This window comes from Streptomyces sp. NPDC087300 (assembly GCF_044744425.1).
GTDB lineage: Bacteria > Actinomycetota > Actinomycetes > Streptomycetales > Streptomycetaceae > Streptomyces.
In genome coordinates this window covers 874,668-898,685 of the sequence record NZ_JBIUYI010000004.1, presented here as the reverse complement: position 1 = coordinate 898,685, position 24,018 = coordinate 874,668, and the positions used below count along the sequence as shown (strand labels likewise).

Annotated in this window: 21 protein-coding genes and 1 pseudogene; 12 read left to right on the top strand and 10 right to left on the bottom strand. The window is 71.8% G+C overall.

The genetic code is table 11. The annotated features are described in order from the left end of the window. Positions 1 to 2: 2 nt before the first annotated feature. A complete protein-coding gene (locus tag ACIO9J_RS19765; protein ID WP_402000677.1) occupies positions 3 to 977 on the bottom strand; it encodes a carbohydrate kinase family protein in 975 nt (324 codons plus the stop codon). Positions 978 to 1,111: 134 nt separating this feature from the next. On the opposite strand from ACIO9J_RS19765, the gene ACIO9J_RS19760 reads away from it, so the two are divergent. Together ACIO9J_RS19760 and ACIO9J_RS19755 are read left to right on the top strand one after the other, a co-directional pair. After that, the gene (locus ACIO9J_RS19760; RefSeq protein WP_402001160.1) at positions 1,112 to 1,339 is read left to right on the top strand and encodes a hypothetical protein; all 228 of its coding nucleotides are present in this window, start codon (positions 1,112 to 1,114) and stop codon (positions 1,337 to 1,339) included. Between the two features lie 161 nt (positions 1,340 to 1,500). After that, on the top strand, positions 1,501 to 3,036 hold the full coding sequence (locus ACIO9J_RS19755; RefSeq protein WP_402000674.1) for a hypothetical protein: 1,536 nt from the start codon (positions 1,501 to 1,503) through the stop codon (positions 3,034 to 3,036). Between the two features lie 126 nt (positions 3,037 to 3,162). Here the strand turns inward: ACIO9J_RS19755 and ACIO9J_RS19750 are convergent, their stop codons facing one another. Next, positions 3,163 to 3,519, bottom strand: coding sequence for an iron-sulfur cluster assembly accessory protein (locus tag ACIO9J_RS19750; RefSeq protein ID WP_098242032.1), 357 nt, complete (start codon positions 3,517 to 3,519; stop codon positions 3,163 to 3,165). A 255-nt stretch (positions 3,520 to 3,774) separates the two neighbouring features. Here ACIO9J_RS19750 and nadA point away from each other — a divergent pair, with 255 nt between their 5' ends. Next, entirely contained in the window at positions 3,775 to 4,962 is a 1,188-nt protein-coding gene (gene nadA / locus ACIO9J_RS19745; RefSeq protein WP_402000671.1) for a quinolinate synthase NadA, read from the top strand. Positions 4,963 to 5,133: 171 nt separating this feature from the next. After that, positions 5,134 to 6,339: a multidrug effflux MFS transporter gene (locus tag ACIO9J_RS19740; RefSeq protein WP_402000668.1), complete on the top strand. Its 1,206-nt coding sequence runs from the start codon at positions 5,134 to 5,136 to the stop codon at positions 6,337 to 6,339. Positions 6,340 to 6,373: 34 nt separating this feature from the next. On the opposite strand, the gene ACIO9J_RS19735 is transcribed toward ACIO9J_RS19740, so the two are convergent. The 5 genes from ACIO9J_RS19735 to ACIO9J_RS19715 form a co-directional block, all read right to left on the bottom strand. Then, entirely contained in the window at positions 6,374 to 9,508 is a 3,135-nt protein-coding gene (locus tag ACIO9J_RS19735; RefSeq protein ID WP_402000665.1) for an efflux RND transporter permease subunit, read from the bottom strand. Positions 9,509 to 9,683: 175 nt separating this feature from the next. After that, positions 9,684 to 10,364 (bottom strand): response regulator, encoded by a 681-nt coding sequence (locus tag ACIO9J_RS19730; protein ID WP_402000662.1) that lies wholly within the window; start codon positions 10,362 to 10,364, stop codon positions 9,684 to 9,686. After that, positions 10,361 to 11,611, bottom strand: a complete 1,251-nt coding sequence (locus tag ACIO9J_RS19725; protein WP_402000659.1) for a sensor histidine kinase — start codon at positions 11,609 to 11,611, stop codon at positions 10,361 to 10,363. Before ACIO9J_RS19725 ends, ACIO9J_RS19730 begins: the two co-directional genes overlap by 4 nt. 177 nt (positions 11,612 to 11,788) lie before the next feature. Next, positions 11,789 to 12,067 (bottom strand): hypothetical protein, encoded by a 279-nt coding sequence (locus ACIO9J_RS19720; RefSeq protein WP_402000656.1) that lies wholly within the window; start codon positions 12,065 to 12,067, stop codon positions 11,789 to 11,791. 27 nt (positions 12,068 to 12,094) lie between these two features. After that, the gene (locus ACIO9J_RS19715; protein WP_402000653.1) at positions 12,095 to 12,889 is read right to left on the bottom strand and encodes a PspA/IM30 family protein; all 795 of its coding nucleotides are present in this window, start codon (positions 12,887 to 12,889) and stop codon (positions 12,095 to 12,097) included. 291 nt (positions 12,890 to 13,180) lie between these two features. On the opposite strand from ACIO9J_RS19715, the gene ACIO9J_RS19710 reads away from it, so the two are divergent. The 3 genes from ACIO9J_RS19710 to ACIO9J_RS19700 all read left to right on the top strand — a co-directional run bounded on the left by ACIO9J_RS19710 (position 13,181) and on the right by ACIO9J_RS19700 (position 15,791). Beyond that, a complete protein-coding gene (locus ACIO9J_RS19710; RefSeq protein WP_402000650.1) occupies positions 13,181 to 13,801 on the top strand; it encodes a DUF3043 domain-containing protein in 621 nt (206 codons plus the stop codon). A gap of 74 nt (positions 13,802 to 13,875) precedes the next feature. Then, positions 13,876 to 14,583, top strand: coding sequence for a class I SAM-dependent methyltransferase (locus ACIO9J_RS19705; RefSeq protein WP_402001145.1), 708 nt, complete (start codon positions 13,876 to 13,878; stop codon positions 14,581 to 14,583). A 146-nt stretch (positions 14,584 to 14,729) separates the two neighbouring features. Then, the gene (locus ACIO9J_RS19700) at positions 14,730 to 15,791 is read left to right on the top strand and encodes a S1C family serine protease (protein ID WP_402000647.1); all 1,062 of its coding nucleotides are present in this window, start codon (positions 14,730 to 14,732) and stop codon (positions 15,789 to 15,791) included. A gap of 64 nt (positions 15,792 to 15,855) precedes the next feature. Here ACIO9J_RS19700 and ACIO9J_RS19695 read toward each other — a convergent pair whose 3' ends face one another. Further along, a complete protein-coding gene (locus ACIO9J_RS19695) occupies positions 15,856 to 16,080 on the bottom strand; it encodes a hypothetical protein (protein WP_402000644.1) in 225 nt (74 codons plus the stop codon). Positions 16,081 to 16,180: 100 nt separating this feature from the next. On the opposite strand from ACIO9J_RS19695, the gene ACIO9J_RS19690 reads away from it, so the two are divergent. Beyond that, positions 16,181 to 17,395 carry a bifunctional adenosylcobinamide kinase/adenosylcobinamide-phosphate guanylyltransferase gene (locus ACIO9J_RS19690; RefSeq protein ID WP_402000641.1) on the top strand — a complete coding sequence of 405 codons (1,215 nt, stop codon included), beginning with the start codon at positions 16,181 to 16,183 and terminating at the stop codon, positions 17,393 to 17,395. 12 nt (positions 17,396 to 17,407) lie between these two features. Here the strand turns inward: ACIO9J_RS19690 and ACIO9J_RS19685 are convergent, their stop codons facing one another. Further along, positions 17,408 to 18,478 (bottom strand): class I SAM-dependent methyltransferase, encoded by a 1,071-nt coding sequence (locus ACIO9J_RS19685; protein WP_402000638.1) that lies wholly within the window; start codon positions 18,476 to 18,478, stop codon positions 17,408 to 17,410. A gap of 227 nt (positions 18,479 to 18,705) precedes the next feature. Between ACIO9J_RS19685 and cobT the strand changes: the two genes are divergently transcribed. The 3 genes from cobT to ACIO9J_RS19670 all read left to right on the top strand — a co-directional run bounded on the left by cobT (position 18,706) and on the right by ACIO9J_RS19670 (position 22,386). Continuing rightward, positions 18,706 to 19,797: a nicotinate-nucleotide--dimethylbenzimidazole phosphoribosyltransferase gene (gene cobT / locus ACIO9J_RS19680; RefSeq protein WP_402000635.1), complete on the top strand. Its 1,092-nt coding sequence runs from the start codon at positions 18,706 to 18,708 to the stop codon at positions 19,795 to 19,797. A 67-nt stretch (positions 19,798 to 19,864) separates the two neighbouring features. Next, positions 19,865 to 21,631 (top strand): phosphatidylglycerol lysyltransferase domain-containing protein, encoded by a 1,767-nt coding sequence (locus ACIO9J_RS19675; RefSeq protein ID WP_402000632.1) that lies wholly within the window; start codon positions 19,865 to 19,867, stop codon positions 21,629 to 21,631. After that, positions 21,628 to 22,386, top strand: a complete 759-nt coding sequence (locus ACIO9J_RS19670) for a hypothetical protein (RefSeq protein WP_402000630.1) — start codon at positions 21,628 to 21,630, stop codon at positions 22,384 to 22,386. Before ACIO9J_RS19675 ends, ACIO9J_RS19670 begins: the two co-directional genes overlap by 4 nt. Here the strand turns inward: ACIO9J_RS19670 and ACIO9J_RS19665 are convergent. Further along, positions 22,350 to 23,090 (bottom strand): annotated as a pseudogene (locus ACIO9J_RS19665) (hypothetical protein); the annotation flags it as partial. The gene ACIO9J_RS19670 and the pseudogene ACIO9J_RS19665 overlap by 37 nt on opposite strands. A 66-nt stretch (positions 23,091 to 23,156) precedes the next feature. Between ACIO9J_RS19665 and ACIO9J_RS19660 the strand changes: the two are divergent. Continuing rightward, positions 23,157 to 23,939 carry an adenosylcobinamide-GDP ribazoletransferase gene (locus tag ACIO9J_RS19660; protein WP_402000627.1) on the top strand — a complete coding sequence of 261 codons (783 nt, stop codon included), beginning with the start codon at positions 23,157 to 23,159 and terminating at the stop codon, positions 23,937 to 23,939. Positions 23,940 to 24,018: the final 79 nt, after the last annotated feature.

Here is a 24,018-nt window from a genome sequence, read left to right as displayed (position 1 = left end):
CGTCAGCCGAGGTGCGCGCGGATCTCGGTGGCGGCCTCGTGTCCGTACGCCTTGGTGAAGCGGTCCATGAAGTTGCTGCGCTTCAGCTCGTACTCCTGGGTGCCGACGGTCTCGATGACCAGGGTGGCGAGCATGCAGCCGACCTGGGCCGCGCGCTCGTGCGAGACGCCCCAGGCCAGGCCCGAGAGGAAGCCCGCGCGGAACGCGTCGCCGACGCCGGTCGGCTCGACCTTCGCCTCCTCCTCCGGCACGCCGACCTCGATCGGGTCCTGGCCGACGGCCTCGATGCGCACGCCGCGCGAGCCGAGGGTCGTCACGCGGTGGCCGACCTTGGAGAGGATCTCGGCCTCGGTCCAGCCGGTCTTGGACTCGATGAGGCCCTTCTCGTACTCGTTGGAGAAGAGGTAGGTGGCGCCGTCCAGGAGGACCCGGATCTCCTCCCCGTCCATGCGCGCGATCTGCTGGGAGAAGTCCGCGGCGAACGGGATCTGCCGGGAGCGGCACTCCTCGGTGTGCCGGAGCATCGCCTCGGGGTCGTCGGCGCCGATCAGGACGAGGTCCAGGCCGCCGACGCGCTCGGCGACGGCGTGCAGCTCGATGAGGCGGGCCTCGCTCATCGCGCCGGTGTAGAAGGAGCCGATCTGGTTGTGGTCGGCGTCCGTGGTGCAGACGAAGCGCGCGGTGTGCAGGGTCTCGGAGATCCGGACCGCGGAGGTGTCCACGCCGTGCCGGTCGAGCCAGGCGCGGTACTCGTCGAAGTCCGAGCCGGCGGCACCGACCAGGATCGGAGAGGTGCCGAGCTGCCCCATGCCGAAGGTGATGTTCGCGGCCACACCTCCCCTTCGTACGTCGAGGGCGTCGACGAGGAACGACAGCGAGACCGTGTGCAGCTGATCGGCGACCAACTGGTCGGCGAAGCGGCCGGGGAAGGTCATCAGGTGGTCGGTGGCGATGGAGCCGGTGACTGCGATACGCACGGCTGGATGCTCCCGAGGGGAAGGCGAGGGGTTGACAGTTCACGCTACCGGGTCAGGGTGCCGCCACTGAAGCGGCAAAAACTACCCGATAGTAGGGCTTTCTTCGTGCTGGGGCGGCTGCATACGGTTCCGGTATGGCCGCTATCCAGCACATCTCGAAGCATTCCGTCGCACAGCGCCCCGGCGAACTCGCCCCGGAGACCATGGAGACGCTGCGCGGGGACTGCGCCCGCATGGCACCGCACTGGGCGGTACCGGCCGCGGCCGCCACCGCCCCCGTACCGCCCTCCTTGATCCACGGGATCACCGTCCCGCCCGCCTCCGCGCGACTTCTCGACGGAATGTCCGAATACGGAGACTGAGGGCGGCCGGTTCCGGACTCCGGCGCACGGATGAGGGAACCGCGCGCTCCCCTGCCGCGTCCCATCGCCGTCCCCCGTAAAGGGGATGTGAGATACGACGAGGCCCACCTGCAGCTTTCCGTGGGCCTCCCGGGACAGCAGTGCAGCGAAGGAGCGATGCGGTGAGCACCGAGCGATCCGATCAAGAGGCGGCCGAGCCACAGCGGCGGCGTTCCCGTCTCGCCGTCGCCTCGGTCGCGGCCACCGTGCTGCTGATCGGCGGCGGTGGCGCGTACTTCGCCACGACCGCGTCCGGCGGCGGAGGCGACCGGGGTGGCGACGGCACTCCGGCGGGCAACGGCGGCACCCCGCCGCCGCTCGCCCTGGACGGCTACACGGACGGCGCGAAGGCGAGCGGCACGGGTGGCAGCGGCGGGACGGACGGGACCGGCAGCACGAACGGCATCGCGCCGGGCGAGCCCGACCCGAACGGCGCGACGTACAAGGCGACGGGCAAGCTGCCCGAGGGCCCCGGTTCGGCGCCCGTCTATCACGCGCGGGGCGAGGTCACCCGGAGCGAGGTGACCGGGCTGGCGAAGGCACTCGGCGTCTCCGGGACGCCGACGAGCCGGGACGGCGCCTGGCAGGTGGGGCAGGGCAAGGACGGCTCGGGCCCCTCCCTCCAGGTGACCAAGCAGGCACCGGGCACCTGGACGTATTCCGGCCATGGCATCGGCGGGACGGACAACTGCCCCAAGGGCAAGCCCTGTTCGGCCACCTCGACCGCGCCGAACGGTGACGCGGGCGACGCGGTGGGCGAGCAGGCCGCCAAGAAGGCCGCGGCGCCCGTCCTGAAGGCGCTCGGCCAGGACGACGCGAAGCTGGACGCGAGCCAACTCATGGGCGCCGTACGGGTGGTGAACGCCGACCCGAAGATCGGCGGACTGCCGACGTACGGCTGGTCGACCGGCATCCAGGTCGGCTCGGACGGTCAAGTGGTCGGCGGCAGCGGCCAGTTGAAGGCCCCCGAGAAGGGCGACACCTATCCGGTGATCAGCGCCCGCGAGACGCTGGACCGGCTGAACTCGACGGGCGGTGGCGGCCCGGTCGGCGTCGGCGGCTGCGCGACCCCCGTGCCGCACATGGACGACAGCACGAAGGCCGAGGGCGGCAGCGGCGGCAAGCAGGCGCCGTGCGAACCGTCGTCCACCGCCCCGAAGCCGCAGCCGGTCGAGGTCAGCGGCGCCGTCTTCGGGCTCGCCACGCACTTCGTGGACGGCAGGCAGACCCTCGTACCGTCCTGGCTGTTCGAGGTGAAGCCGCGGGGCGCGCAGGACACCTTCACCGTCACGCACCCGGCGGTCGACCCCAAGTTCCTCGCGTCGCCCGGCGATCCGGCGAAGCCCGCGCCCAGCGGGAAGCCGGGCGACAAGGCGGAGAAGGGTGACAAGGGCGAGAGCGGCAAGGCGGCGATCGAGTCCTACAGCGCCGACGGCTCCTCGCTGACCGTGCGCTTCTGGGGCGGCGCGTGCAGCGACTACGCGGCCTCGGCGAGCGAGGACGGGACCCGGGTGAAGGTCACCGTCACCGAGACCCGGCAGAAGGGCAAGGTCTGCATCATGATGGCCAAGGAGATCTCGAAGACGGTGAAGCTCGACAAGCCGCTCGGTGACCGGAAGGTCGTCGACGCGGCGGGCGAGACGGTGCCGGCGAAGTAGCGGGCACACCCGGGAACGCCCCCTGGCGGGCACATCCGGGAACGGCCCCGGGACGCGCGAAAGGCGGCGGCCCCCCGAAGGATCGGGGGGCCGCCGCCTTTACGCGTACGCCTTCAGGCCCGCGGGCTAGTTGAAGGAGTCGCCGCAGGCGCAGGAGCCCGTGGCGTTCGGATTGTCGATCGTGAAGCCCTGCTTCTCGATGGTGTCCACGAAGTCGATGGAGGCGCCGCCCAGGTAGGGAGCGCTCATCCGGTCGGTGACGACCTTCACGCCGTCGAAGTCCTTGACGACGTCGCCGTCCAGCGAGCGCTCGTCGAAGAACAGCTGGTAGCGCAGGCCCGAGCAGCCGCCGGGCTGAACGGCGACGCGCAGCGCCAGGTCGTCCCGGCCCTCCTGCTCAAGGAGGCCCTTCACCTTGGCCGCGGCGGCCTCGGACAGGAGGATGCCGTCGCTCACGGTGGTGGTCTCGTCCGATACGGACATCTGCTTCTCTCCCGGGTTGTACGGAGACTGCTTGCCGACGGTTGCAACCGGCGGGGCCGCGGATTCATTCCGGGCCGAGCGCTTACGTCTTACCCCTTCATGCTCGCACATGGCATCCCGTGGGGCACCGGCCCTCGCTCCCGCGAATTCGTCACATCGACACTATGGCCATCGTCAAACTGACGTGAAGCGGTTATGATAGATAACGTCAATTAGACGAAAAGTCGTCTGCAGAGAAGAAAGGGTGCGTGTCTCGTGACCACCGCCCAGTCCCCCGTGGATCTCGACGTCCAGCCGACGCCGCTCGCCCTGCTGCTGCTCGGCCGCGAGGCCGACCCCAAGAGCGAGCGCGGCGTGGAGTGCCCCGGCGATCTGCCGTCGCCCTCCGACCCCGACCTGGTGGAGCGCGCCCGCGCGGCCAAGGAGAAGCTCGGGGACAAGGTCTTCGTGCTCGGCCACCACTACCAGCGCGACGAGGTCATCCAGTTCGCGGATGTCACCGGCGACTCCTTCAAGCTGGCCAAGGACGCGGCCGCCAAGCCGGAGGCCGAGTACATCGTCTTCTGCGGCGTGCACTTCATGGCCGAGTCCGCGGACATCCTCACGACCGACGACCAGAAGGTCGTCCTGCCCGACCTCGCGGCCGGCTGCTCGATGGCCGACATGGCCACCGCCGAGCAGGTCGCCGAGTGCTGGGACGTGCTGTCCGACGCCGGGATCGCCGAGCAGGTCGTGCCCGTCTCGTACATGAACTCCTCCGCCGACATCAAGGCCTTCACCGGCAAGCACGGCGGCACGATCTGTACGTCCTCCAACGCCAAGCGCGCCCTGGAGTGGGCCTTCGAGCAGGGTGAGAAGATCCTCTTCCTGCCCGACCAGCACCTCGGCCGCAACACCGCGGTGCGGGACATGGGTCTTTCGCTCGACGACTGCGTCCTCTACAACCCGCACAAGCCGAACGGCGGCCTGACCGTCGAGCAGCTGCGCGACGCGAAGATGATCCTGTGGCGCGGGCACTGCTCGGTGCACGGGCGCTTCTCGCTGGAGTCGGTCGAGGACGTGCGCGCGCGCATCCCCGGCGTGAACGTCCTGGTGCACCCCGAGTGCAAGCACGAGGTCGTGGCCGCGGCGGACTACGTGGGCTCCACCGAGCACATCATCAAGACCCTGGAGGCGGCGCCCGCCGGGTCGAAGTGGGCCATCGGCACCGAGCTCAACCTCGTACGCCGCCTGGCGAACCGGTTCGCCGCCGAGGACAAGGAGATCGTCTTCCTCGACAAGACGGTCTGCTTCTGCTCGACCATGAACCGGATCGACCTGCCGCACCTGGTGTGGACCCTGGAGTCCCTCGCCGAGGGCAACCTCGTCAACCAGATCGAGGTCGACCGCGAGACCGAACAGTTCGCGAAGCTGGCCCTTGAGCGGATGCTGGCGCTTCCGTAGTCACGCCTTTCCCACCGCGTAAGGGGCACCCGCCATTGCGGGTGCCCCTTACGACGTTCTAGGCTCCTCGCGCACATCCAGTACCGCGCGTACTTCTCCCGGCGCTCGTCCGGACCCTCCCCCCTTTCTTCTGTGCCCGCCCAGCCGGCTGCCCAGGAGGGTCCCCTCGTCATGCCCCGTCCCCTGCTCACCGCGGCCCTCGCGCTGCTCTCGTTCATCGGTCCGCTCTCGACCGACATGTATCTGCCCGCCTTTCCGCGCATGGCCGGGGAGTTGGGCACCGACGCCTCCGGGGTGCAGCTCACGCTGACCGCGTTCCTCGTCGGGATGACGGTCGGGCATCTGGTCTTCGGGCCGCTCTCCGACCGGTACGGGCGGCGCCGGCCGCTGCTCGTGGGTGCCGCCGTGTGCACCGCCGGGACCGCGCTGTGTGCCGTCGCGCCCTCGCTGGGGTGGCTGGTCGCGCTGCGGTTCCTGACCGGGTTCAGCGGGGCGGCGGGCGTGGTGATCAGCAGGGCCGTGGTCTCCGACGTGGTGCAAGGGGCCGCCGCCGCACGGCTGTTCGGGGTGCTGATGACACTCGCCGGGATCGCGCCGGTCCTCGCGCCGCTGGCGGGCGGCGCCGTGATCGGGGGCGCCGGGTGGCGGGGCGTGTTCTGGGTGCTCGCCGGGGTGTCACTGCTCGTGACGGCCGTCGTGGCGGTCGGCGTACCGGAGAGCCTGCCGCGGGAGCGGCGGCACGCGGGCGGGGTCCGGCGGACGGCCGCGGCGGTGCGGGAGGTGCTCGGGGACCGGGCGTACGTGGGCTACACCCTCGCCTTCACCTTCGGGTTCGGGATGCTCTTCTGCTACATCGCGGGATCCGCCTTCCTGCTCCAGAACGTGCTCGGGCTGGGGGTCGGGACATCCGCCGTGGCCTTCTCGGGCGGGGCGGTGGCCGTGACGCTCGCCAGCGCGGCGGGGGCCCGGCTGGTGGGCCGGGTCGCTCCCGAGGCGCTGCTGCGGGGCGGACTCACGGCGATGCTCGCCGGGTCCTGCGCGCTGCTGGCCCTGACCGTGTCCGGGCTGCTGACCATCCCCGTGTGTCTGCCGCTGATGGGTGTGGTCTGCGGGGGTTTCGGACTCGTGGTCGCCAACTCGGCCGCGCTGGCGCTGGCCCAGGTGCCGGGGGCCTCCGGCGTGGGGTCGGCGCTGCTCGGTACGGCGCAGAGCGGGTGGGGTGCGGTGGTCGCGCCGCTGGTGGGAGTGGGTGGGGAGGACACGGCCGTGCCGTTGTTCTGTGGGATGGCCTCGTGCAGTGGGCTCGCTTTGGTGGCGCTGCGGGTCTGTGTACGGCGACGGGGTGCTCCTCGCCGTGAGGAGCACCCCGTCGTGTGAGACCCGGTGGGACGCCCGCGACGCCGGAGGGACCCTAGACCTGCGCCGGTTCCGCTTCCTTCTCCAGCGGGGTGCCCGCCTTCTTCGCGCGCTTCGCCGCCTTCTTCTTCGCCCGGCGCTCCTTGCGGAGTTCCACCATCGCGTAGAGCGTCGGGACGAGCAGCAGGGTCAGCAGCGTCGAGGTGATCAGACCGCCGATCACCACCACCGCGAGCGGCTGGGCGATGAAGCCGCCCTCGCCCGTGATGCCCAGGGCCATCGGGAGCAGGGCGAAGATCGTCGCCAGGGCCGTCATGAGGATCGGGCGCAGTCGGTGACGGCCGCCCTCGATGACCGCCTCGACCGTGCCGTACCCCTGTGCGCGGTACTGGTTGATGAGGTCGATCAGCACGATCGCGTTGGTGACCACGATGCCGATGAGCATCAGCATGCCGATCATCGCGGGGACGCCCATCGGGGTGTCCGTGGCGACGAGCAGACCGATCGCGCCGGTGGCCGCGAACGGGATGGAGACCAGCAGGATCAGCGGCTGGACCAGCGAACGGAAGGTCGCGACCAGGACCATGAAGACGATCGCGATCGCCGCCAGCATCGCGAGGCCCAGCTTGGCGAACGCCTCGTCCTGGTCCTCGGAGACGCCGCCGATCGTGGCCGTCGCGCCGTCGGGGAGCTTCAGCGCGTCCAGCTTCTTGGTGAGGTCCGCGCTGACCGCGCCGGTGTTGTCACCGGTCGGCTTGGCGGTGATCGTCGCGGCCCGCGCCCCGTCGATCCGGGTCATCGAGACCGGCCCGTCCACCAGCCGCACGTCGGCGATCGTGCCGAGCCGCACGCCGGGACCGAGCGGCAGCTTCTTCAGCTCGTCGATGGTCACGGCCGGCTTCGCCGACTTGATCACGACGTCGCGCTCGGTGTCGTCGAGCGTGGCCTTGCCGCTGGTGGTGCCGCGCACCGCCTGAGCGACGGCCTGGCCGAGGGTCGTCTGGTCGAACCCGGCGTCCGCCGCCTTGGCGTTGGCCTTGACCGAGATCCGCGGGACGCTCTGCGACAGGTCGCTCTGCACGTCGGTGACGTCGTCGAGCTTGGCGACCTCGGCACGCACCTGGTCGGACGCCTTGCGCAGCACGTCACCGTCGGCGGCCTTCACCACGACGCTGAGGTCCTGGCTGCCGAAGCCGTCGCCGGCCGACACCTTGGTCTGGCCGATGCCGGAGAGCCCGGCGAGTTCCTTCTCGACCCGGTCCTGCGTCTTCTCGTACGACGCCTTGTCCTTGAGGGTCACGGTGTACGACGCCTGGTTGGTGTCGGTGGAGCCGCCGAACGCCGCCATGAAGCCGGAGGAGCCGACGGTGACCTGGTAGTCCTTGATCTCGTCGATGCCGGAGAGCATCTTCTCGACCTTCTTGGCCGCCGCGTCGGACGCGCCGAGGCTGGTGCCGGGCTTCAACTCCTGCTTGATGGAGAGGACTTCCTGCTCGCCCTGGTCGAAGAAGTTCGTCTTCAGGAGGGGCGCCATGCCGAACGTGCCGACCAGGATGACGATCGCGATGCCGAGGCTGGTGAGGCGGCGGCGGGTCGCGAAGCGCAGGATCGGGACGTAGATCCGCTGGAGCCTGCTGCGGTTCTCCTTCTCCTCCGCCTTGCGGCGGGCCTCCTCCGGGTCGACGCCCTGGATCGCCTTGGGAGCGCGCAGGAACCAGTACGAGAGGACCGGTACGACCGTGAGGGAGACCAGCAGGGAGGCCAGCAGCGCCGCGGTGACCGTCAGCGAGAACGAGCCGAAGAGCTCGCCGACCATGCCGCCGACCAGACCGATGGGCAGGAACACGGCGACGGTCGTCAGGGTCGACGACGTCACCGCGCCCGCGACCTCGCGGACCGCCTTGAGGATCGCCTCCTGGCGCTCCTCGCCGTAGCCGAGGTGGCGCTTGATGTTCTCCAGGACCACGATCGAGTCGTCCACGACGCGGCCGATCGCGATGGTCAGGGCGCCCAGCGTCAGCATGTTGAGCGAGAGGTCGCGGGTCCACAGGACGATCAGGGCCAGGACGACCGAGAGCGGGATGGAGACCGCGGTGACCAGCGTCGAGCGGATCGACGCGAGGAAGACCAGGATCACGAGGACCGCGAAGACCAGACCGAGCGCGCCCTCGGTGGTGAGGCCCTCGATGGACTTGGAGACGGCCGGGCCCTGGTCGCTGGCGACCGTGAGCTCGGCGCCGGAGCCGAGGTCCTTGCGCAGGTCGGGGAGCTTGTCCTTGACCGCGTCGGAGATGGCGACGGCGCTGCCGTCGTGGTCCATGGTGACCGCGACGGCGAGGCTGGGCTCGCCGTTGGTGCGGGTGATGGACGTCGCCGCGGCCTGCTCCTGCTTGACCGTGGCGACGTCGCCGAGGCGCACGGACTTGCCCGCCCGCTCGCCCGGCGTGGCCTCGGGCGTGACCCGCAGGTCCTGGATCTGCTTCAGCGAGGTGAAGCCGCCGCCGACCTGGACGGTGCGGTTCTTGCCCTCCTCGTCGAAGGAGCCCGCGGGAAGCGTGGCGCCGCCCGCCTGGAGCGCCTTGCCGAGCGCGGCCCCCGACAGGCCCGCCTTCGCCAGCTTCTTGTCGTCGGGGGTGACGTCGACCTGAAGGTCGCGCACGCCGTCGACGGTGACCTGGCCGACGCCGTCGATGTCCTTCAGGGACGGTACGACGGTGCGGTCGAGCTGGTCGGCGAGGGCCTGCTGGTCCTTGTCGGAGGTGACCGAGAGGACGACGGTCGGGATGTCGTCGGTGGAGCCCGCGACGACCTGCGGGTCGACGTCGTCGGGGAGTTCGGCACGGGACCGGTTCACGGCCTGCTGGACATCGGCGACGAGCTGCTTGGTGCCGCTGCCGTAGTCGAACTGGGCCATGATCACGGCGTTGCCCTCGCTCGCCGTGGAGGTGATGCCGGTGATGCCGTCGACCGCGTCGATGTTGTTCTCGAGCGGTTCGACGACCTGCTTCTCGACCACATCGGGGGACGCGCCCTGGTAGGGGGCGAGCACGGACACCATGGGCAGTTCGATGGTGGGCAGCAGCTGCTGCTTGAGCTGCGGTATCGCGATGGCGCCGAAGACGATCGCGATGATCGAGATCAGCCCTACTAGGGCCCGTTGGGCGAGGCTGAACCTGGACAGCCAGGACATGGGGGTCTCTCTCTGTGGCGTGCGCGGCGGAAGCGGGCGGGCGCCGGGAGGTCACTGCCTCCGGCAAGCGGATGCCCACCCCACACCCTCAGCCATGGAGAAGGCATCAAGCCTCACCCCAGGGACCCGTTCTTATGCCGCGCCTACTGCGGGCGCAGTACGCCACCCCCGCATCTCACTCCACCCGTGGACGGACCAGGCCCGATTCGTACGCGATGACGACGAGTTGGGCCCTGTCCCGCGCGCCAAGCTTCGCCATCGCACGGTTCACATGGGTCTTCACGGTGAGCGGGCTGACCTCCAGGCGCTCGGCGATCTCGTCGTTGGAGTGGCCGCCCGCCACCTGCACGAGCACCTCGCGCTCGCGGCCGGTGAGCGCGTCGAGCCGCTCGCCGCGCACCGCGCCCTCGCCGTCCGAACCCTCGCCCTGCGCGAGGAACTTGGCGATCAACCCCTTGGTGGCCACCGGCGAGAGCAGCGCCTCACCGGCGGCCGCGATGCGGATCGCGCCGAGCAACTCCTCGGGCTCCGCGCCCTTGCCGAGGAACCCCGAGGCGCCCGCGCGCAGCGACTGCACCACGTACTCGTCGACCTCGAACGTCGTCAGCATCACCACGCGTACGTGGGCGAGGCTCGGGTCGGCGCTGATCAGCCGGGTCGCGGCGAGCCCGTCCGTGCCGGGCATGCGGATGTCCATCAGGACCACGTCGGCCCGCTCGGACTTGGCGAGCCGGACCGCTTCCGCCCCGTCGGACGCCTCCCCGACCACCTCCATGTCGGACTCGGAGTCGACGAGCACCTTGAACGCGCTGCGCAGCAGCGCCTGGTCGTCGGCGAGCAGTACCCGGATCGTCACGCGGTGCCTCCCTTGGCCGTGACCGGCAGGATCGCATGGACCCGGAAGCCGCCTCCGTATCGGGGCCCGGCCGAGCAGCGGCCGCCGAGCGCGCCGACGCGTTCGCGCATGCCGATGAGGCCGTGCCCGCCGCCGTCGGCGTGCCCCGTCCGGTCCAGGTCGTCCCGCCGGTCGCCGTCCCTGGCGTTCTTGTCCTCGCCCGGCCCGTCGTCCAGGACGGTGACCTCCACGTTCGGCCCTACGCGTACGACGCTGACCTCGGCCTTCGCCGTCACACCCGCGTGCTTCTGCACATTGGTGAGCGCCTCCTGGATGATCCGGAAGGCGGCGAGGTCGACGGCGGCGGGCAGTTCGAGGCCGACCTGTCCCAGGGCCACCTCCACGGGCAGGCCCGCGTTGCGGAAGGTGTCGACCAGTTCGTCCAAGCGGTGCAGTCCTGGCGCGGGTTCCGTGGGCGCCTCGGGGTCGCCGGTCTGGCGCAACAGGCCGACGGTGGCGCGCAGTTCGTTGAGCGCGGAGCGGCTGGCGTCCCGCACGTGTGCGAGTGCCTCCTTGGCCTGGTCGGGCCGCTTGTCCATGACGTGCGCCGCGACGCCGGCCTGCACGTTGACGAGCGCGATGTGGTGGGCGACCACGTCGTGCAGGTCCCTGGCGATGCGCAGCCGCTCCTCGGCGACCCGGCGCCTCGCCTCCTCCTCACGGGTGCGCTCCGCGCGTTCGGCGCGCTCCCTGATCGCGGCGACGAAGGCCCGGCGGCTGCGCACCGCGTCGCCCGCGGCCGCGGCCATGCCGGTCCAGGCGAAGATGCCGATGTTCTCCTGGGAGTACCAGGGAAGCGGTCCCGAGAGCATGGCGACGCCGGTCAGCCCCGCCATGGTGACCAGGCCGATCCGCCAGGTCGTGGACCGGTCGGTCCGCGCGGCCACGGTGAACAGGGCGATCACCGCGCACATCACGACGGGCGCGCGGGGCTCGCCGGTGAGCAGCTCGGCGATGGAGGCGGCGCAGGTCGCGGCGAGCACGGACCAGGGGGCGCGGCGGCGGAAGACCAGGGCGAGGGCGCCGAGGGTCATCAGGAGCAGGCTCAGGAAGTCCGGCGTGCGGGTGCCCCAGGTGGGGCCGTGCTGGCCGTTGGGCTCGGCGAAGGAGCCGATGACCATGCAGATGAGGACGACGGTCGCCAGCAGCGCGTCCACCGCGAGCGGGTGCGTTCTGGCCCAGCCGCGGCCTCGTACGAGAGTGGTCACTCTCTCCACGTTACGGGGCCTTGGCGGGGGCCTGGCGGGGGTATGGGTAACTGCCCCCCGGAGCCTGGGAACGGAGGCATCGCCGTATTTCCCTTTTCCGCGGGAGCGACCTGGCTGGCCGCGCAGTTCCCCGCGCCCCTTACGGGGCGCTCCCTGCGGCGGCCCCCACAGAGTCCCTCAGCCCGGGATCAAGCCGTCGTCGCTGAGCATGTCCTTGACCTCGTCCAGGGTGGCGTCCGGGGCGGGGAGGATCAGTTCCGAGGGTTCCAGGGCGTCGTCCGGGAGGGGTGTGCCCAGCTCCCGGACCTTGTCCAGGAGCGCGTGCAGCGTGCGGCGGAAGCCGGGCTCGTCGCCGCTCTCCATCTCGTCGAGCAGCTCGTCGTCCAGCTTGTTCAGCTCGGCGAAGTGGCTGTCGGCCAGCTTCACCTGCCCCTCCCCCATGATCCGTACGATCATGTCGTCCTCCTCGGGACGTGCGTAGGGCTACTGCTTGTCGAAGCGCGGGGTGTCCTGCGGCTGCGGCGTCTGCGCCTGGCCCTGGCCGCCCTCGATCGCCTGCTTGCCGCCGCTGGACCCTCCGGCCAGTTCGGCCTTCATGCGCTGCAGTTCCAGCTCTACATCTGTACCACCGGAGAGGCGGTCGAGCTCGGACTGGATGTCGTCCTTGGCGAGGCCGGAGGAGTCGTCGAGGGCACCGGAGGCGAGCAGTTCGTCGATCGCGCCGGCCCGCGCCTGGAGCTGCGCGGTCTTGTCCTCGGCGCGCTGGATCGCCATGCCGACGTCGCCCATCTCCTCGGAGATGCCGGAGAAGGCCTCGCCGATGCGGGTCTGCGCCTGCGCCGCGGTGTAGGTGGCCTTGATCGTCTCCTTCTTCGTACGGAAGGCGTCGACCTTGGCCTGGAGGCGCTGGGCCGCCAGGGTGAGCTTCTCCTCCTCGCCCTGGAGCGTCTGGTGCTGGGTCTCCAGGTCCGTCACCTGCTGCTGGAGCGCGGCGCGGCGGGACAGGGCCTCGCGGGCCAGGTCCTCGCGGCCGAGGGCGAGCGCCTTGCGGCCCTGGTCCTCCAGGGTGGAGGACTGCTTGTTCAGCTGGGCGAGCTGCAGTTCGAGGCGCTTGCGGGACGTCGCCACGTCGGCGACACCACGGCGCACCTTCTGCAGCAGCTCCAGCTGCTTCTGATACGAGTAATCGAGGGTTTCGCGCGGGTCCTCGGCCCGGTCAAGGGCCTTGTTCGCCTTCGCGCGGAAGATCATCCCCATACGCTTCATGACACCGCTCATGGGCTTCGCGCGCCCCCTTCTGACGGACTTCCAGCTCCAGGTACTGCTCAGAACCCACAGTACGGGCCCTGCATCCATTACCGCACTGTTCGCGTGCGGATGCGCTCATCCCCAAGGACGACTGCGTCCGGCAACGCTCCGGCGTAGGGAGTAGGTGCACCCCTGTGAGCCGACCCCGAAACAGGCGGAGAACCGACCGTGAACCGGCTGGATACCGCCTGCTACGTCCCCTTAGGCACGTAAATCAAGACGCCCGGTGTTGCCGGATCGTTCCCCCGTGGGCGGGGGGCCATGCGTCCGCACCCCGTACCCTTGGATTTTGTGTTCCGTAGCCGATCCAAGGAAGAGAAGGCCCCGGCCTCGCCGGTGACCGACTCCAAGCAGCCCCGTGACCCGCAGGCCCCGAAGGGCCGCCCCACCCCCAAGCGCTCCATGGCTCAGTCGCAGCGCCGCAGCGTGACGAATACGCCGACGACGCGCAAGGAGGCGGCGAAGCGGCAGCGCGACGAGCGCCGTACCCAGATGGCGAAGCAGCGCGAGGCGCTGGCCAGCGGTGACGAGCGGTATCTGCCCGCCCGTGACAAGGGTCCCGTGCGCAAGTTCGCGCGCGACTTCGTGGACTCCCGCTTCAACATCGCCGAGTACTTCCTGCCGCTCGCGGTGATCATCCTCGTCCTGAGCATGGTCCGCGTCCCGCAGTTGCAGAACATCGCGCTGCTGCTCTGGCTCTTCGTGATCGTGCTGATCATCGGGGACTCGATCTCCACCGCGTTCCGCCTGAAGAAGCGGCTCGCCGAGCGCTTCCCGAGCGAGCACAAGAAGGGCGCCGTCTTCTACGCCCTGATGCGCACGCTCCAGATGCGTCGGCTGCGTCTGCCGAAGCCGCAGGTCAAGCGCGGAGAGCGGCCCTGAGCGGATTCACCGGCGGGGCCACCGCCTGGCTGACGAAGCTGGGCGGTCTGCGCAATGCCGTGCGTCAGGAACTGGTGGCCCGGCAGCTCGACGAGCAGATAGCCGCCCGCTTCCCCGTGGGGCAGCGGCTGCGGGTGCTCGACGTGGGCATGGGCCAGGGGACGCAGGCGCTGCGGCTCGCCCGTGCCGGTCACAAGGTGACGGGCGTCGAGCAGGACCCCGAGATGATCGCCGCCGCCCGCGCGGCGCTCGCCGGGGAGCCCGAGGGCATCCGCGGGCGGGTGCGCATCGTCGAGGGCGACGGGCACCAGACCGGGGTGCACTTCCTGCCCGGCAGCTTCGACGTGGTGCTCTGCCACGGCGTGCTGATGTACGTCGAGGAGCCGGACGCGCTGCTCGCCGGGCTCGCCAGGATGCTGGCGCCCGGCGGTCTCCTCTCGCTCCTGGTGCGCAACGCGGAGGCGCTGGCCATGCGGCCCGGCATCGCGGGCGACTGGGCGGGGGCGCTCGCCGCCTTCGACTCCGTCACGTACCGCAACCGGCTCGGGATCGACGCCCGCGCGGACCGGCTCGACGCGCTGACCGCCACGCTGGCGGGGATCGCGGCGCCGTTGCAGGTCTGGTACGGGGTGCGGGTCTTCACGGACACGGTGGGTGATGACCCCGTGCTGCCCGACGAGAAGGATCTCGACGCGCTGCTCGCCGCCGAGGAGCGGGCGGGGCGGACCGAGCCCTATCGACGGGTCGCCGCTCTTCTGCACCTCTGCGGGGTGCGGGCCTAGTCGCTCCGCTGGACCGCTGGACCGCCGGTTCTGTATCCGCGGGCCGGACGTGGCTGGTCGCGCAGTTCCCCGCGCCCCTTTCGGGGCACGCACCCGTTTGGCCCGCGACGCAAGCGATACGCAGGGGCAATACGGACACTCGGGGCATGACTGCCTCCCGTTCCCGCGCCCTCGCCATCCCTCCGCTCGCCGTCCTCGCCGCCCTCGCCCTCGTCGGCGGCTGTTCCTCGGGCGGGTCGTCCGGCGACTCCGGCGGTTCCACCACGCAGGCCGCCCCCGCCGCAGCCAACGACCTCCAGGACGACTACCAGAAGGTGATCAAGGACGTCCTGCCCTCGGTCGTCCAGATCGACGCCGGTGACAGCCTCGGCTCCGGGGTCGTCTTCGACGACAAGGGGCACATCGTCACCAACGCCCACGTCGTGGGCGAGGAGAAGTCCTTCAAGGTGACCACGGCCACCGGCGAGCAGGCGCTGAGCGCCGAGCTGGTCTCGGCCTATCCCGAGCAGGACCTCGCCGTCATCAAGCTCAAGGACGTGCCGAGCGGTCTGAGGGCCGCGGAGTTCGGCGACTCCACCAAGTCCGAGGTCGGGCAGATCGTGCTCGCCATGGGCTCCCCGCTCGGGCTGTCCTCCAGCGTCACCCAGGGCATCGTCTCGGCCACCGGGCGCACCGTGAGCGAGGGCCGCAGGGGCGGCGGCACCGGGGCCACCATCGGCAACATGGTGCAGACGTCGGCGGCGATCAACCCGGGCAACAGCGGCGGCGCCCTGGTGGACCTGGACGGGCAGGTCATCGGCATCCCGACGCTCGCCGCGACCGACCCGGACATGGGCGACAGCGCGGCGCCCGGCATCGGCTTCGCCATCCCGTCCTCGATGGTGAAGACGGTCGCCGACCAGATCGTCAAGGACGGCAAGGTCACCGACTCGGGCCGGGCCGCGCTCGGCATCACGGGCCGCACCGTGCTCGGCGACGACTACCGGCCCGCGGGCGTGGCCGTCGTCGAGGTCAAGGCGGACGGCGCGGCCGACGACGCGGGGCTGCGGCCCGGCGACATCCTCACCAAGCTCGGCGACGAGGCGATCACCACCATCGAGTCGCTCTCCGAGGTGCTCGCCGGTGACCGGCCGGGGCAGAAGACCGACGTGACGTACGTGCGCGACGGCGACGAGAAGAGCACCGGGGTCACGCTCGGCGAGATGTAGCGCGCCCGACACGGCGGAGGCGGCGGCCGGTGTCCGGCCGCCGCCTCCCGTGTACCGGGTCCGGTTACGCCTGCGCGTCCTCCGACTCCGCGTGCAGGCTCATCGGGCCGTAGATCTCGTTCGCGTCCTCGAAGAGCCGCACCTGGTCGGCACCGCCGTCGGCGAGTTCCTTCCAGTACTCACCGACCCAGGACTCGGCGTCGCCCTGTGTGGTGAACTCCTCGGGCTGCACCGCGGGCTGGACCTCCGTCCCGTCCGCCTTCTCGAACCGCCACGTCCATGCCGCCATGTCAGCCTCCCGAAGGTCCGTAGCGGTCTGGGAACCGCCTGAATCCGCTTGAAGCCTAGCCGGGCGCGCGGCGCCGGACCCGACGCGGGAGGATCTTCGTGTGGAACTGACTCTGCTCGGCACCGGTGCCCCCGAAGGACTGCCCCTGGCCGGCTGCCCCTGCGCGGCCTGCGCGACCGCTCTGGGCGGGGCGGCGCGCGCCGCCACGGCGCTGCTCGTGGACGGCGTCCTGCTCCTCGACCTCACGCCGGGCGCCGCCTTCGCGGCCGCCCGCGCCGGGCACTCGCTCGGCGGTGTGCGCCAGGTGCTGCTCTCCCACCCGCACGACGGACCCGCCGTCGACGTCCCCGCGGGCCTGCCGCAGCCGGGCCGGGTGGCGGACGGGCGGGAGCTCGCGCTGCTCACCGGGCACCGGGTGCGGGCGGTGGCGCTGGACGCGCCGGGCACCGGGTACGAGGTGACGGGCCCGGACGGCGAGCGGCTCCTGTACCTGCCGCCGGGCGGCGCACCCGCGGGGATCACCGAGGGGAACGGGAACGCCGGGCACCCGCCGTACGAGATGGTCGTCGCCGATGTCGTCGGGCGGCCCGACGGCCTGGCCCGGCTGCGCGCGGCCGGGGCCGTGGGGCCCACCACCGATGTCGTCGCGGTCCACATCGGCCACGAGGCGCCGCCGGGCCCGGAGCTGAGACGCCGTCTCGCGGCCACGGGCGCGCGGGCCGTCCCCGACGGCACGACGCTCGTGGTCGGCGCGTACGAGGACGTGCCCGACGTGCCGCGCCGCACCCTGGTCCTCGGCGGTGCCCGCTCGGGCAAGTCCGTGGAGGCCGAGCGGCGTCTGGACGCCTTCCCCGACGTGCTGTACGTCGCGACCGGCGGGACCAGGAACGGCGACACGGAGTGGGCGCAGCGGGTGAGCCTGCACCGGGAGCGGCGGCCCGGCTCCTGGCGCACGGCGGAGACCTGTGACCTGGTGCCGCTGCTCGCCGACGACGGGCCCGCGCTGCTCATCGACTGTCTGTCGCTGTGGCTGACCCACGTCATGGACGAGGTGCGGGCGTGGGACGACGCCGAGTGGGCGGGCGGCGGCGAGCGTGCGCTGCGGGCGCGGGTCGCCGAGCTCGCGGCCGCGGTCCGTGCCACGCGCCGCACCGTGGTCGCCGTCTCGAACGAGGTGGGCTCGGGCATCGTCCCCGCCACCGCGTCCGGCCGCCGCTACCGCGACGAACTGGGCCGTCTCAACGCGGCGTTCGCCGCCGAGTGCGAGCACGTGCTGCTCGTGGTGGCGGGGCAGGCCCTGCCGCTGCGGGGCTGAGGCGCCGGTGCGTCACGCGTCGTCGCCCCTGCGCGCGATGACCCGGTAGGCGTTGGAGAAACCGGTGCGGGTGAGGAGCGGGGGCAGCAGCCTGTCGAGCACGCGGGCGACGGCGACCGGCGGCGCCGCGGCCCACCACGCGGCCCGTCGCAGCCTGAGCTGGAGCGGCGTGGCGGGCTTGGCGCGCCAGGGCACGTCGGCCTTGGGCAGGTGGCAGTCGAGGAAGAGCGTCAGGGCCGTCGTCAGGTCGAACGGCACGTGCGGCTCGCGGCGTTCGACGCCGACGACCGTGAAGCCGAGCTCCGTCAGCTCCTCGCGGAGGTTGGCGAGCGGCACCAGGTGCAGGTGCTGCGGCTGGAAGTACGACGCCCACCATTTGCCGAGCAGCTTGGTGTAGCGGCACTCGGGGTCGGGGACCTCGATGACCAGATGGCCGCCGGGGCGCAGCACGGTCCGCGCGGCCCTGAGTTCGGCGCGCGGATCGGGGCTGTGCTCCAGGTAGTGGAACATGCTCATCGCGTCGTAGCGGCCCGCGAGGGACTCCGCGAGCTCGGTGAGGCGGCCGCGGTGGCCCTCCTCGACGCGGCCCCTGCGCACGGCGTCCTCGACCTCCTCGCCGAGGTCGAGCCCGTCGAACGAGGTGTACGGCAGGACCTCCTTGGCCTGCACGGGGAAGCGCGCGCGGCCGGTGCCGACGTCCAGCCAGCACTCGGGCTCGTCGAAGGCGCGCAGGGCGCGGGCGCTGGAGAGGTGGCGCGCGCGGCTCGACTCGGCGCCGATGAGCCGCGCGGCCCCCGCGGCGCCGGGGCCTTCGGAGAAGTCCCTGCGGTAGAAGTCCAGGCCCTCGGGGGTGAGCCGGGGGTTCTGGAAGGAGTGGGCGCAGGCGTCGCACTGGTCGAGCGTGAAGGTGCCCGGCTTGTGCTGGACGAGGTCGGTGGTGCGCAGTCTGACCCGCAGCCGCGTCGAGCCGCACCAGGGGCACTCGGTGCGGCGCGGCTCGTGGAACCGCTCGGTGCCCAGGGCGAGTTCGGCGAGGTAGGCGGGGCGGAGTTCGGCGACCCGCTGGTCGGCATCCGTGGTCATGGTCGTACTCCCGGGGTGTGGTGCGGCCCTGCGACGACCCGGCGCGGAAGGGGGCGCGTGGACTCGTCAGCACCGGCGCGATGACGGTACGAGATCAATTCATCGCATGGCGTAACCGGCGCGCGGCCGCGCCACGACCGGCCCCCGGCGGCCCGTCACTTGAGTGGTCCCGGCGCCCGCAGGACCGTTCGAGCGGCACGGCCTCACCTGCCGGTACTGTTCACCGAATGAGCTCGCTGAATCTCGACGACTTCACCGACCTGATCGAGCGGCCCGACGGCGGGGTGCGCCGCGACGCCGAGGAGCGCAGGGAGCGGCAGGTCCTGCCGCCCGGTTCCCTGGGCCGCCTCGACGAGCTCGGCGAATGGCTCGCGGCCGCCCAGTCGGCGGTGCCCGTCAGGCCCGTCGAGCGGCCGCGCGTGGTGCTCTTCGCGGGTGACCACGGGATCTCCGAGCTCGGCGTATCCGCGCGGCCCGCGGGCGGCGCCGCCGGCCTCGTGCGTGCCGTGCTCGCCGGCGAGAGCCCGGTCGCGGTGCTCGCGCGCCGTCTGGACGTACCCGTCCGGGTCGTCGACATGGCGCTCGACTGCGAGCCCGGGGAGCTGCCCGCCGAGGTCGCGGGCCACCGGGTGCGGCGCGGTTCGGGACGCATCGACACCGAGGACGCGCTGACCGCCGAAGAGGCGGAGCAGGCGCTGCGCGCGGGCATGGCCGTCGCCGACGAGGAGGCGGACTCCGGCACCGATCTGGTGGTGCTCGGCGACATCAGCGTCGGCGGCACGACGCCCGCGGCGACGCTGATCGCCGCGCTCTGCGGCACCGACGCGTCCGTGGTGACCGGCCGGGGCGGCGAGGCCATCGACGACCTCGCGTGGATGCGCAAGTGCGCGGCGGTGCGGGACTCCCTGCGGCGGGCCAGGCCCGTGCTGGGCGACCAGTTGGAGCTGCTCGCCGCGGTGGGCGGGGCCGATCTGGCCGCGATGACCGGGTTCCTGCTCCAGTGCGCGGTCCGTCGTACGCCCGTGATCCTGGACGGAGTGGTGGCCTCCGCCGCCGCCCTCGTCGCGCAGCGGGTGGCGTTCCGGTCGCCCGACTGGTGGCTCGCGGGGCACGACAGCGGGGAGCCCGCGCAGGCGAAGGCGCTGGACCGGATGGCGCTCGAACCGCTGCTCGGGCACGGGGTCAGGATCGGCGAGGGAGCGGGCGGGCTGCTCGCGCTGCCGCTGGTGCAGGCCGCGGCGGCACTGGCCGCCGAGTTGCCGTTGCGGGATCCCGTGTCTGCGGACGCCGAGGTGGGCACCAAGGCGGACACCGAGTAGGCGCTCCGCACCGGCGGACCTCCCGCGCACAACAGCCGGGCGACACTTGCCCATATGATCCCTTTTCATGGGAGATGAGCAGGTCGTCGCCGGGCGACAGAAATCACGGACCGTCATACAGCGCCGCGCGGCGGGATTCGCCGTCTGGTACCTCCGCGCCGTCACCTTCATCAACTTTCTGAGCGCGGTCTGGGTCTCCCTCGGACAGGACCTCCGCCAGCACAACACCGAGAACTACTTCACGCCGTACCTGCTGACCGCGGGCTTCGCCTCCGGTCTCTTCACGCTGTTCCTCGCGATCACCATGCGCCGCCGCAAGCGCGCCGCGTGGATCCTCAACCTCGTGCTCAGCGGGCTCTTCCTGCTGCTCTTCGCGTTCGCCATGATCTTCCCGGAGATCCGTAGGTACGCGCAGAACTGGATCTCGCTCGTCCTGACCGCCGCGTTCGTCGCGTCGCTGGTCGTCGGGCGCAAGGAGTTCTACGCCAAGGGCGACCGCTCCAACCCGAAGCTCGCCTCGGCCGTCGCGGTCGGCGGGCTCCTGGTGACCTCGCTGATCGCCACGCTGATCGTCACCGTCACCAACACCGCCCACGACGACTACCGCTCGACCTTCCTCGACCGCTGGCGCTACGGCGTCATGCGCCTGGTCTCGCTGGCCGCCGACGACAAGCGCTTCGAGGGCATCACCACGCCCGGCTGGGTCAACGTCGCCATCAACGTGCTCAGCGCGCTGCTGCTCTGCGCCGTCCTGTACGCCGCGTTCCGCTCCCGCAGGGCCGTCGACCCGCTCACCGAGGAGGACGAGGAGCGGCTGCACGCGCTCCTCGACCAGCACGGCGAGCGCGATTCGCTCGGCTACTTCTCGCTGCGCCGCGAGAAGAGCGTGGTGTGGTCGCCGACCGGCAAGGCGGCCGTCGCCTACCGCGTGGTGGGCGGCGTCTCGCTGGCCTCCGGCGATCCCATCGGCGACCCCGAGGCCTGGCCGGGCGCGATCGACCCGTGGCTCGCCGAGGCGCGTGAACACGGCTGGATCCCCGCCGTGATGGGCGCGAGCGAGGAGGCGGGCACGATCTACGCGCGGCACGGCCTCGACGCCCTCGAACTCGGTGACGAAGCGATCGTGGAGATCAAGGAGTTCACGCTGGAGGGCCGCGCCATGCGCACCGTGCGGCAGGCCTACAACCGGGTGAAGCGCGCCGGTTACACGGTCCGCATCCGCCGCCACGCGGACATCCCGCACGAGGAGATGGCCGAACTGCTCCGCCGCGCCGACGACTGGCGCGACGGCGCCACCGAGCGCGGCTTCTCCATGGCGCTCGGCAGGCTCGGCGACCCGGCGGACGGGCAGTGCGTGATGCTGGAGTGCTCCGACGGCGAGGGCGAGTTGCGGGCGCTGCTCTCCTTCGTGCCGTGGGGGCCGCACGGGCTCTCGCTCGATCTGATGCGCCGTGACAGGGACTCCGAGAACGGCCTGATGGAGTTCATGGTCATCGAACTCCTCCAGCGGGCCCCCGAGATCAAGATCACGCAGGTCTCACTCAACTTCGCGATGTTCCGCTCGGTCTTCGAACGTGGCTCGCGGCTCGGCGCGGGCCCGGTCCTGCGCCTGTGGCGCTCGCTGCTCAGCTTCTTCTCCCGCTGGTGGCAGATCGAGTCGCTCTACCGCGCCAACGCGAAGTACCGGCCGATCTGGGAACCCCGGTTCCTCCTCTTCGAGAAGAGCGTCGACCTCCCGCGCATCGGCATCTCGTCGGCGCGCGCGGAGGGCTTCCTGGAAGCTCCGGGCCTGCCGAAGTGGCTGCACCGCAAACACCTGGAGTCGAGACGATGAGCACCCTGGCCCGCTGCGCCCGCGCCGAGTGGGGGCCGCTGTTCTCCACCGTGCGGGGCGCGCTCGTCGCCCGGCGACTGCGAGCGGTGCCGATGACGCTGGCGGCGGTCTGTCTGACCGCCGCCCTCCAGTTCGTGCAGAACCAGCCCTGGGGCTACCAGTTCGTGCAGAACATCGGCTCCGTGCGCGCCGAGGAGCCCCTCTGGCTCGCGCTCCTGCGCACCCCGCTCTCCCTCTTCGTACCCGCGCTCGACCTGCCCGTGTGGGGCGCGCTCGCGCAGATCCTGCTGGTGTTCGGGATCGCGGAGATCTGTCTGGGCTGGTGGCGCACGCTCGTCATCGGGTACGCGGCCACGCTCGCCGGCACGCTCTACGCGCGCGTGGGCATCGAGCTCGGCACGGGCAACCCGCTGGGCCTGCCCGCATCCGACGCGCAGGTCGTCGACACGGGCCCGTCGGCGGCCGTCGTGGGCCTCGCCGTGTTCGTCTGCTGGCGCTACCGGGCGTACTTCACGGCGGCCCTGGTGACCGCGGTGATGGTGCTCGAAGTGCTGGTCAAGAACAACCTCGCGGGCAAGGAGCACCTGGCGGCCATCGTGGCCGTCGTCGTGCTCTGCGCGATCTCGGCGCTGCGTCACCGGGGCCGCGGCACCCGGTCAGGGTCCGGCTCGGCGTCGGACGCGGACGGGGCTCCCGGCTCCGGCGGCGCGCCCGCCGACGGGGCCGGCTCGGAGAAGCCGCCGATCCAGTCCTGAAACTTGCGGCGCTTGCCCGACCAGCGCCGGTCGTGCCGGAAGGCCCGCAGTCCCGCGCGGGCCCTGGCCCGGTGCCGGTTGCGGTAGAACCGCCGCGCCCACGCCGAGCCCGGCCTGGCGAGCCTGACCGCGCCGACCACCGCGACGAACGGCACGACCATGCCGATCAGGGCCGTGCGCAGCTTGCCCTTGAGCAGCGCGATCACCGCGAAGGCGCAGTTGATGCCGATGTTCAGGGCGAACAGGGCGCGGTTGTGGCGCTCGGTGACCGACAGGTCGTTGACCCCGAACGGCGTGAAGCCGGTGAGCACGAGCACCACCAGCGCGGCCGTGAGCATCACGACCTCCACGCTCTTGCGGCCCTGCTCGCTCCAGTAGACGTCGTCGAGGTGGAGGATCAGCGCGAACTCGTCGAGCACGAGACCCGCGCCCACCCCGAAGATCACCGCGGCGTAGAGCGGCCCCGCGCCGTGCCGCCCCGCCGCCACCGCCCAGAACCCGCCGACCAGCATCAGGAAGATCCCCGGCACCACGTGGTGGACGTGCACGTCGCCCGAGCTGATGTTCCTGAACGGCCCCTTGCCCGCGCGGATCAGCCGCGTGATGGTCCTGGTGACCAGGAACGAGCCCACGAACGAGAGCAGGGCGAGCAGCAGCGGCAGCTTCCCCGGCTCGACGATGTTCCGGTACCACCAGTCACCCATGCGCTCATCCTCCGTCCCCGAAGAGCGTTCCGCAGGGCGGGGCGTTCCCCGGGGTAGCCTGCCGCGGTGTCCAGAACCTCCCCCGCCGACGGCATACGTTTCGCCTTCGGCACCCTCACCGCGCTCCCCGTCCGCGTCACCCGCTGGGACCGCGAGGCGGCCCGCGCGGGCATGCAGTGGGCGCCCCTGGCCGGACTCACCGTCGGCCTCTGCGCCGCGGCGTTCGGCGGCGCCCTGACCCTGCTCGGCGCGGGCCCCCTCCTCGCCGCCGTCGTGACCGCCGCGGTCCCCGCAGCGCTCACCCGCGGTCTGCACCTCGACGGCCTCGCCGACACCGCCGACGGCCTCGGCAGCGCCAAGCCCGCCGAGGACGCGCTGCGCGTCATGAAGCAGTCCGACATCGGCCCGTTCGGCGTCATCACGCTGCTCTTCGTGCTGCTCGCGCAGGTCGCGGTGCTCTTCGAGCTGTACGACAGGTCGTGGGCGGAGGGCGCCGTCGGCGCGGTCGTCCCGGCCGCGGCGGCCCGGCTCGCGCTCACCCTCGCCGCCCGCGACGGAGTGCCACCGGCCCGCCCCGAGGGCCTGGGCGCCGCGGTGGCGGGCGTCGTCCCGCGCGGGCGCGCGCTGCTCGTCGCGGCCATCGTGGTGGCCGCGGCCGGCGCCGCGGGGGCGCTGCTCTCCGTGACCGGCGCGGTGCGCTGCGCGGCCGCGGTCGTGCTGGCCTGCTGCGCCGCCGAACTGCTGCTCAGGCACTGTGTACGGCGCTTCGGCGGCGTCACGGGAGACGTCTTCGGCGGCCTCGCGGAGACCGCGGCGACGGCGGCCCTGATCGTGCTCGCGCTCGGCTGAGAGCGGCTGGGAGCAGGCGCGGGATCACGGCCGCGATCAGGGGCGGGATCGGGGTCGAGATCCACTCCGTACGCGACGA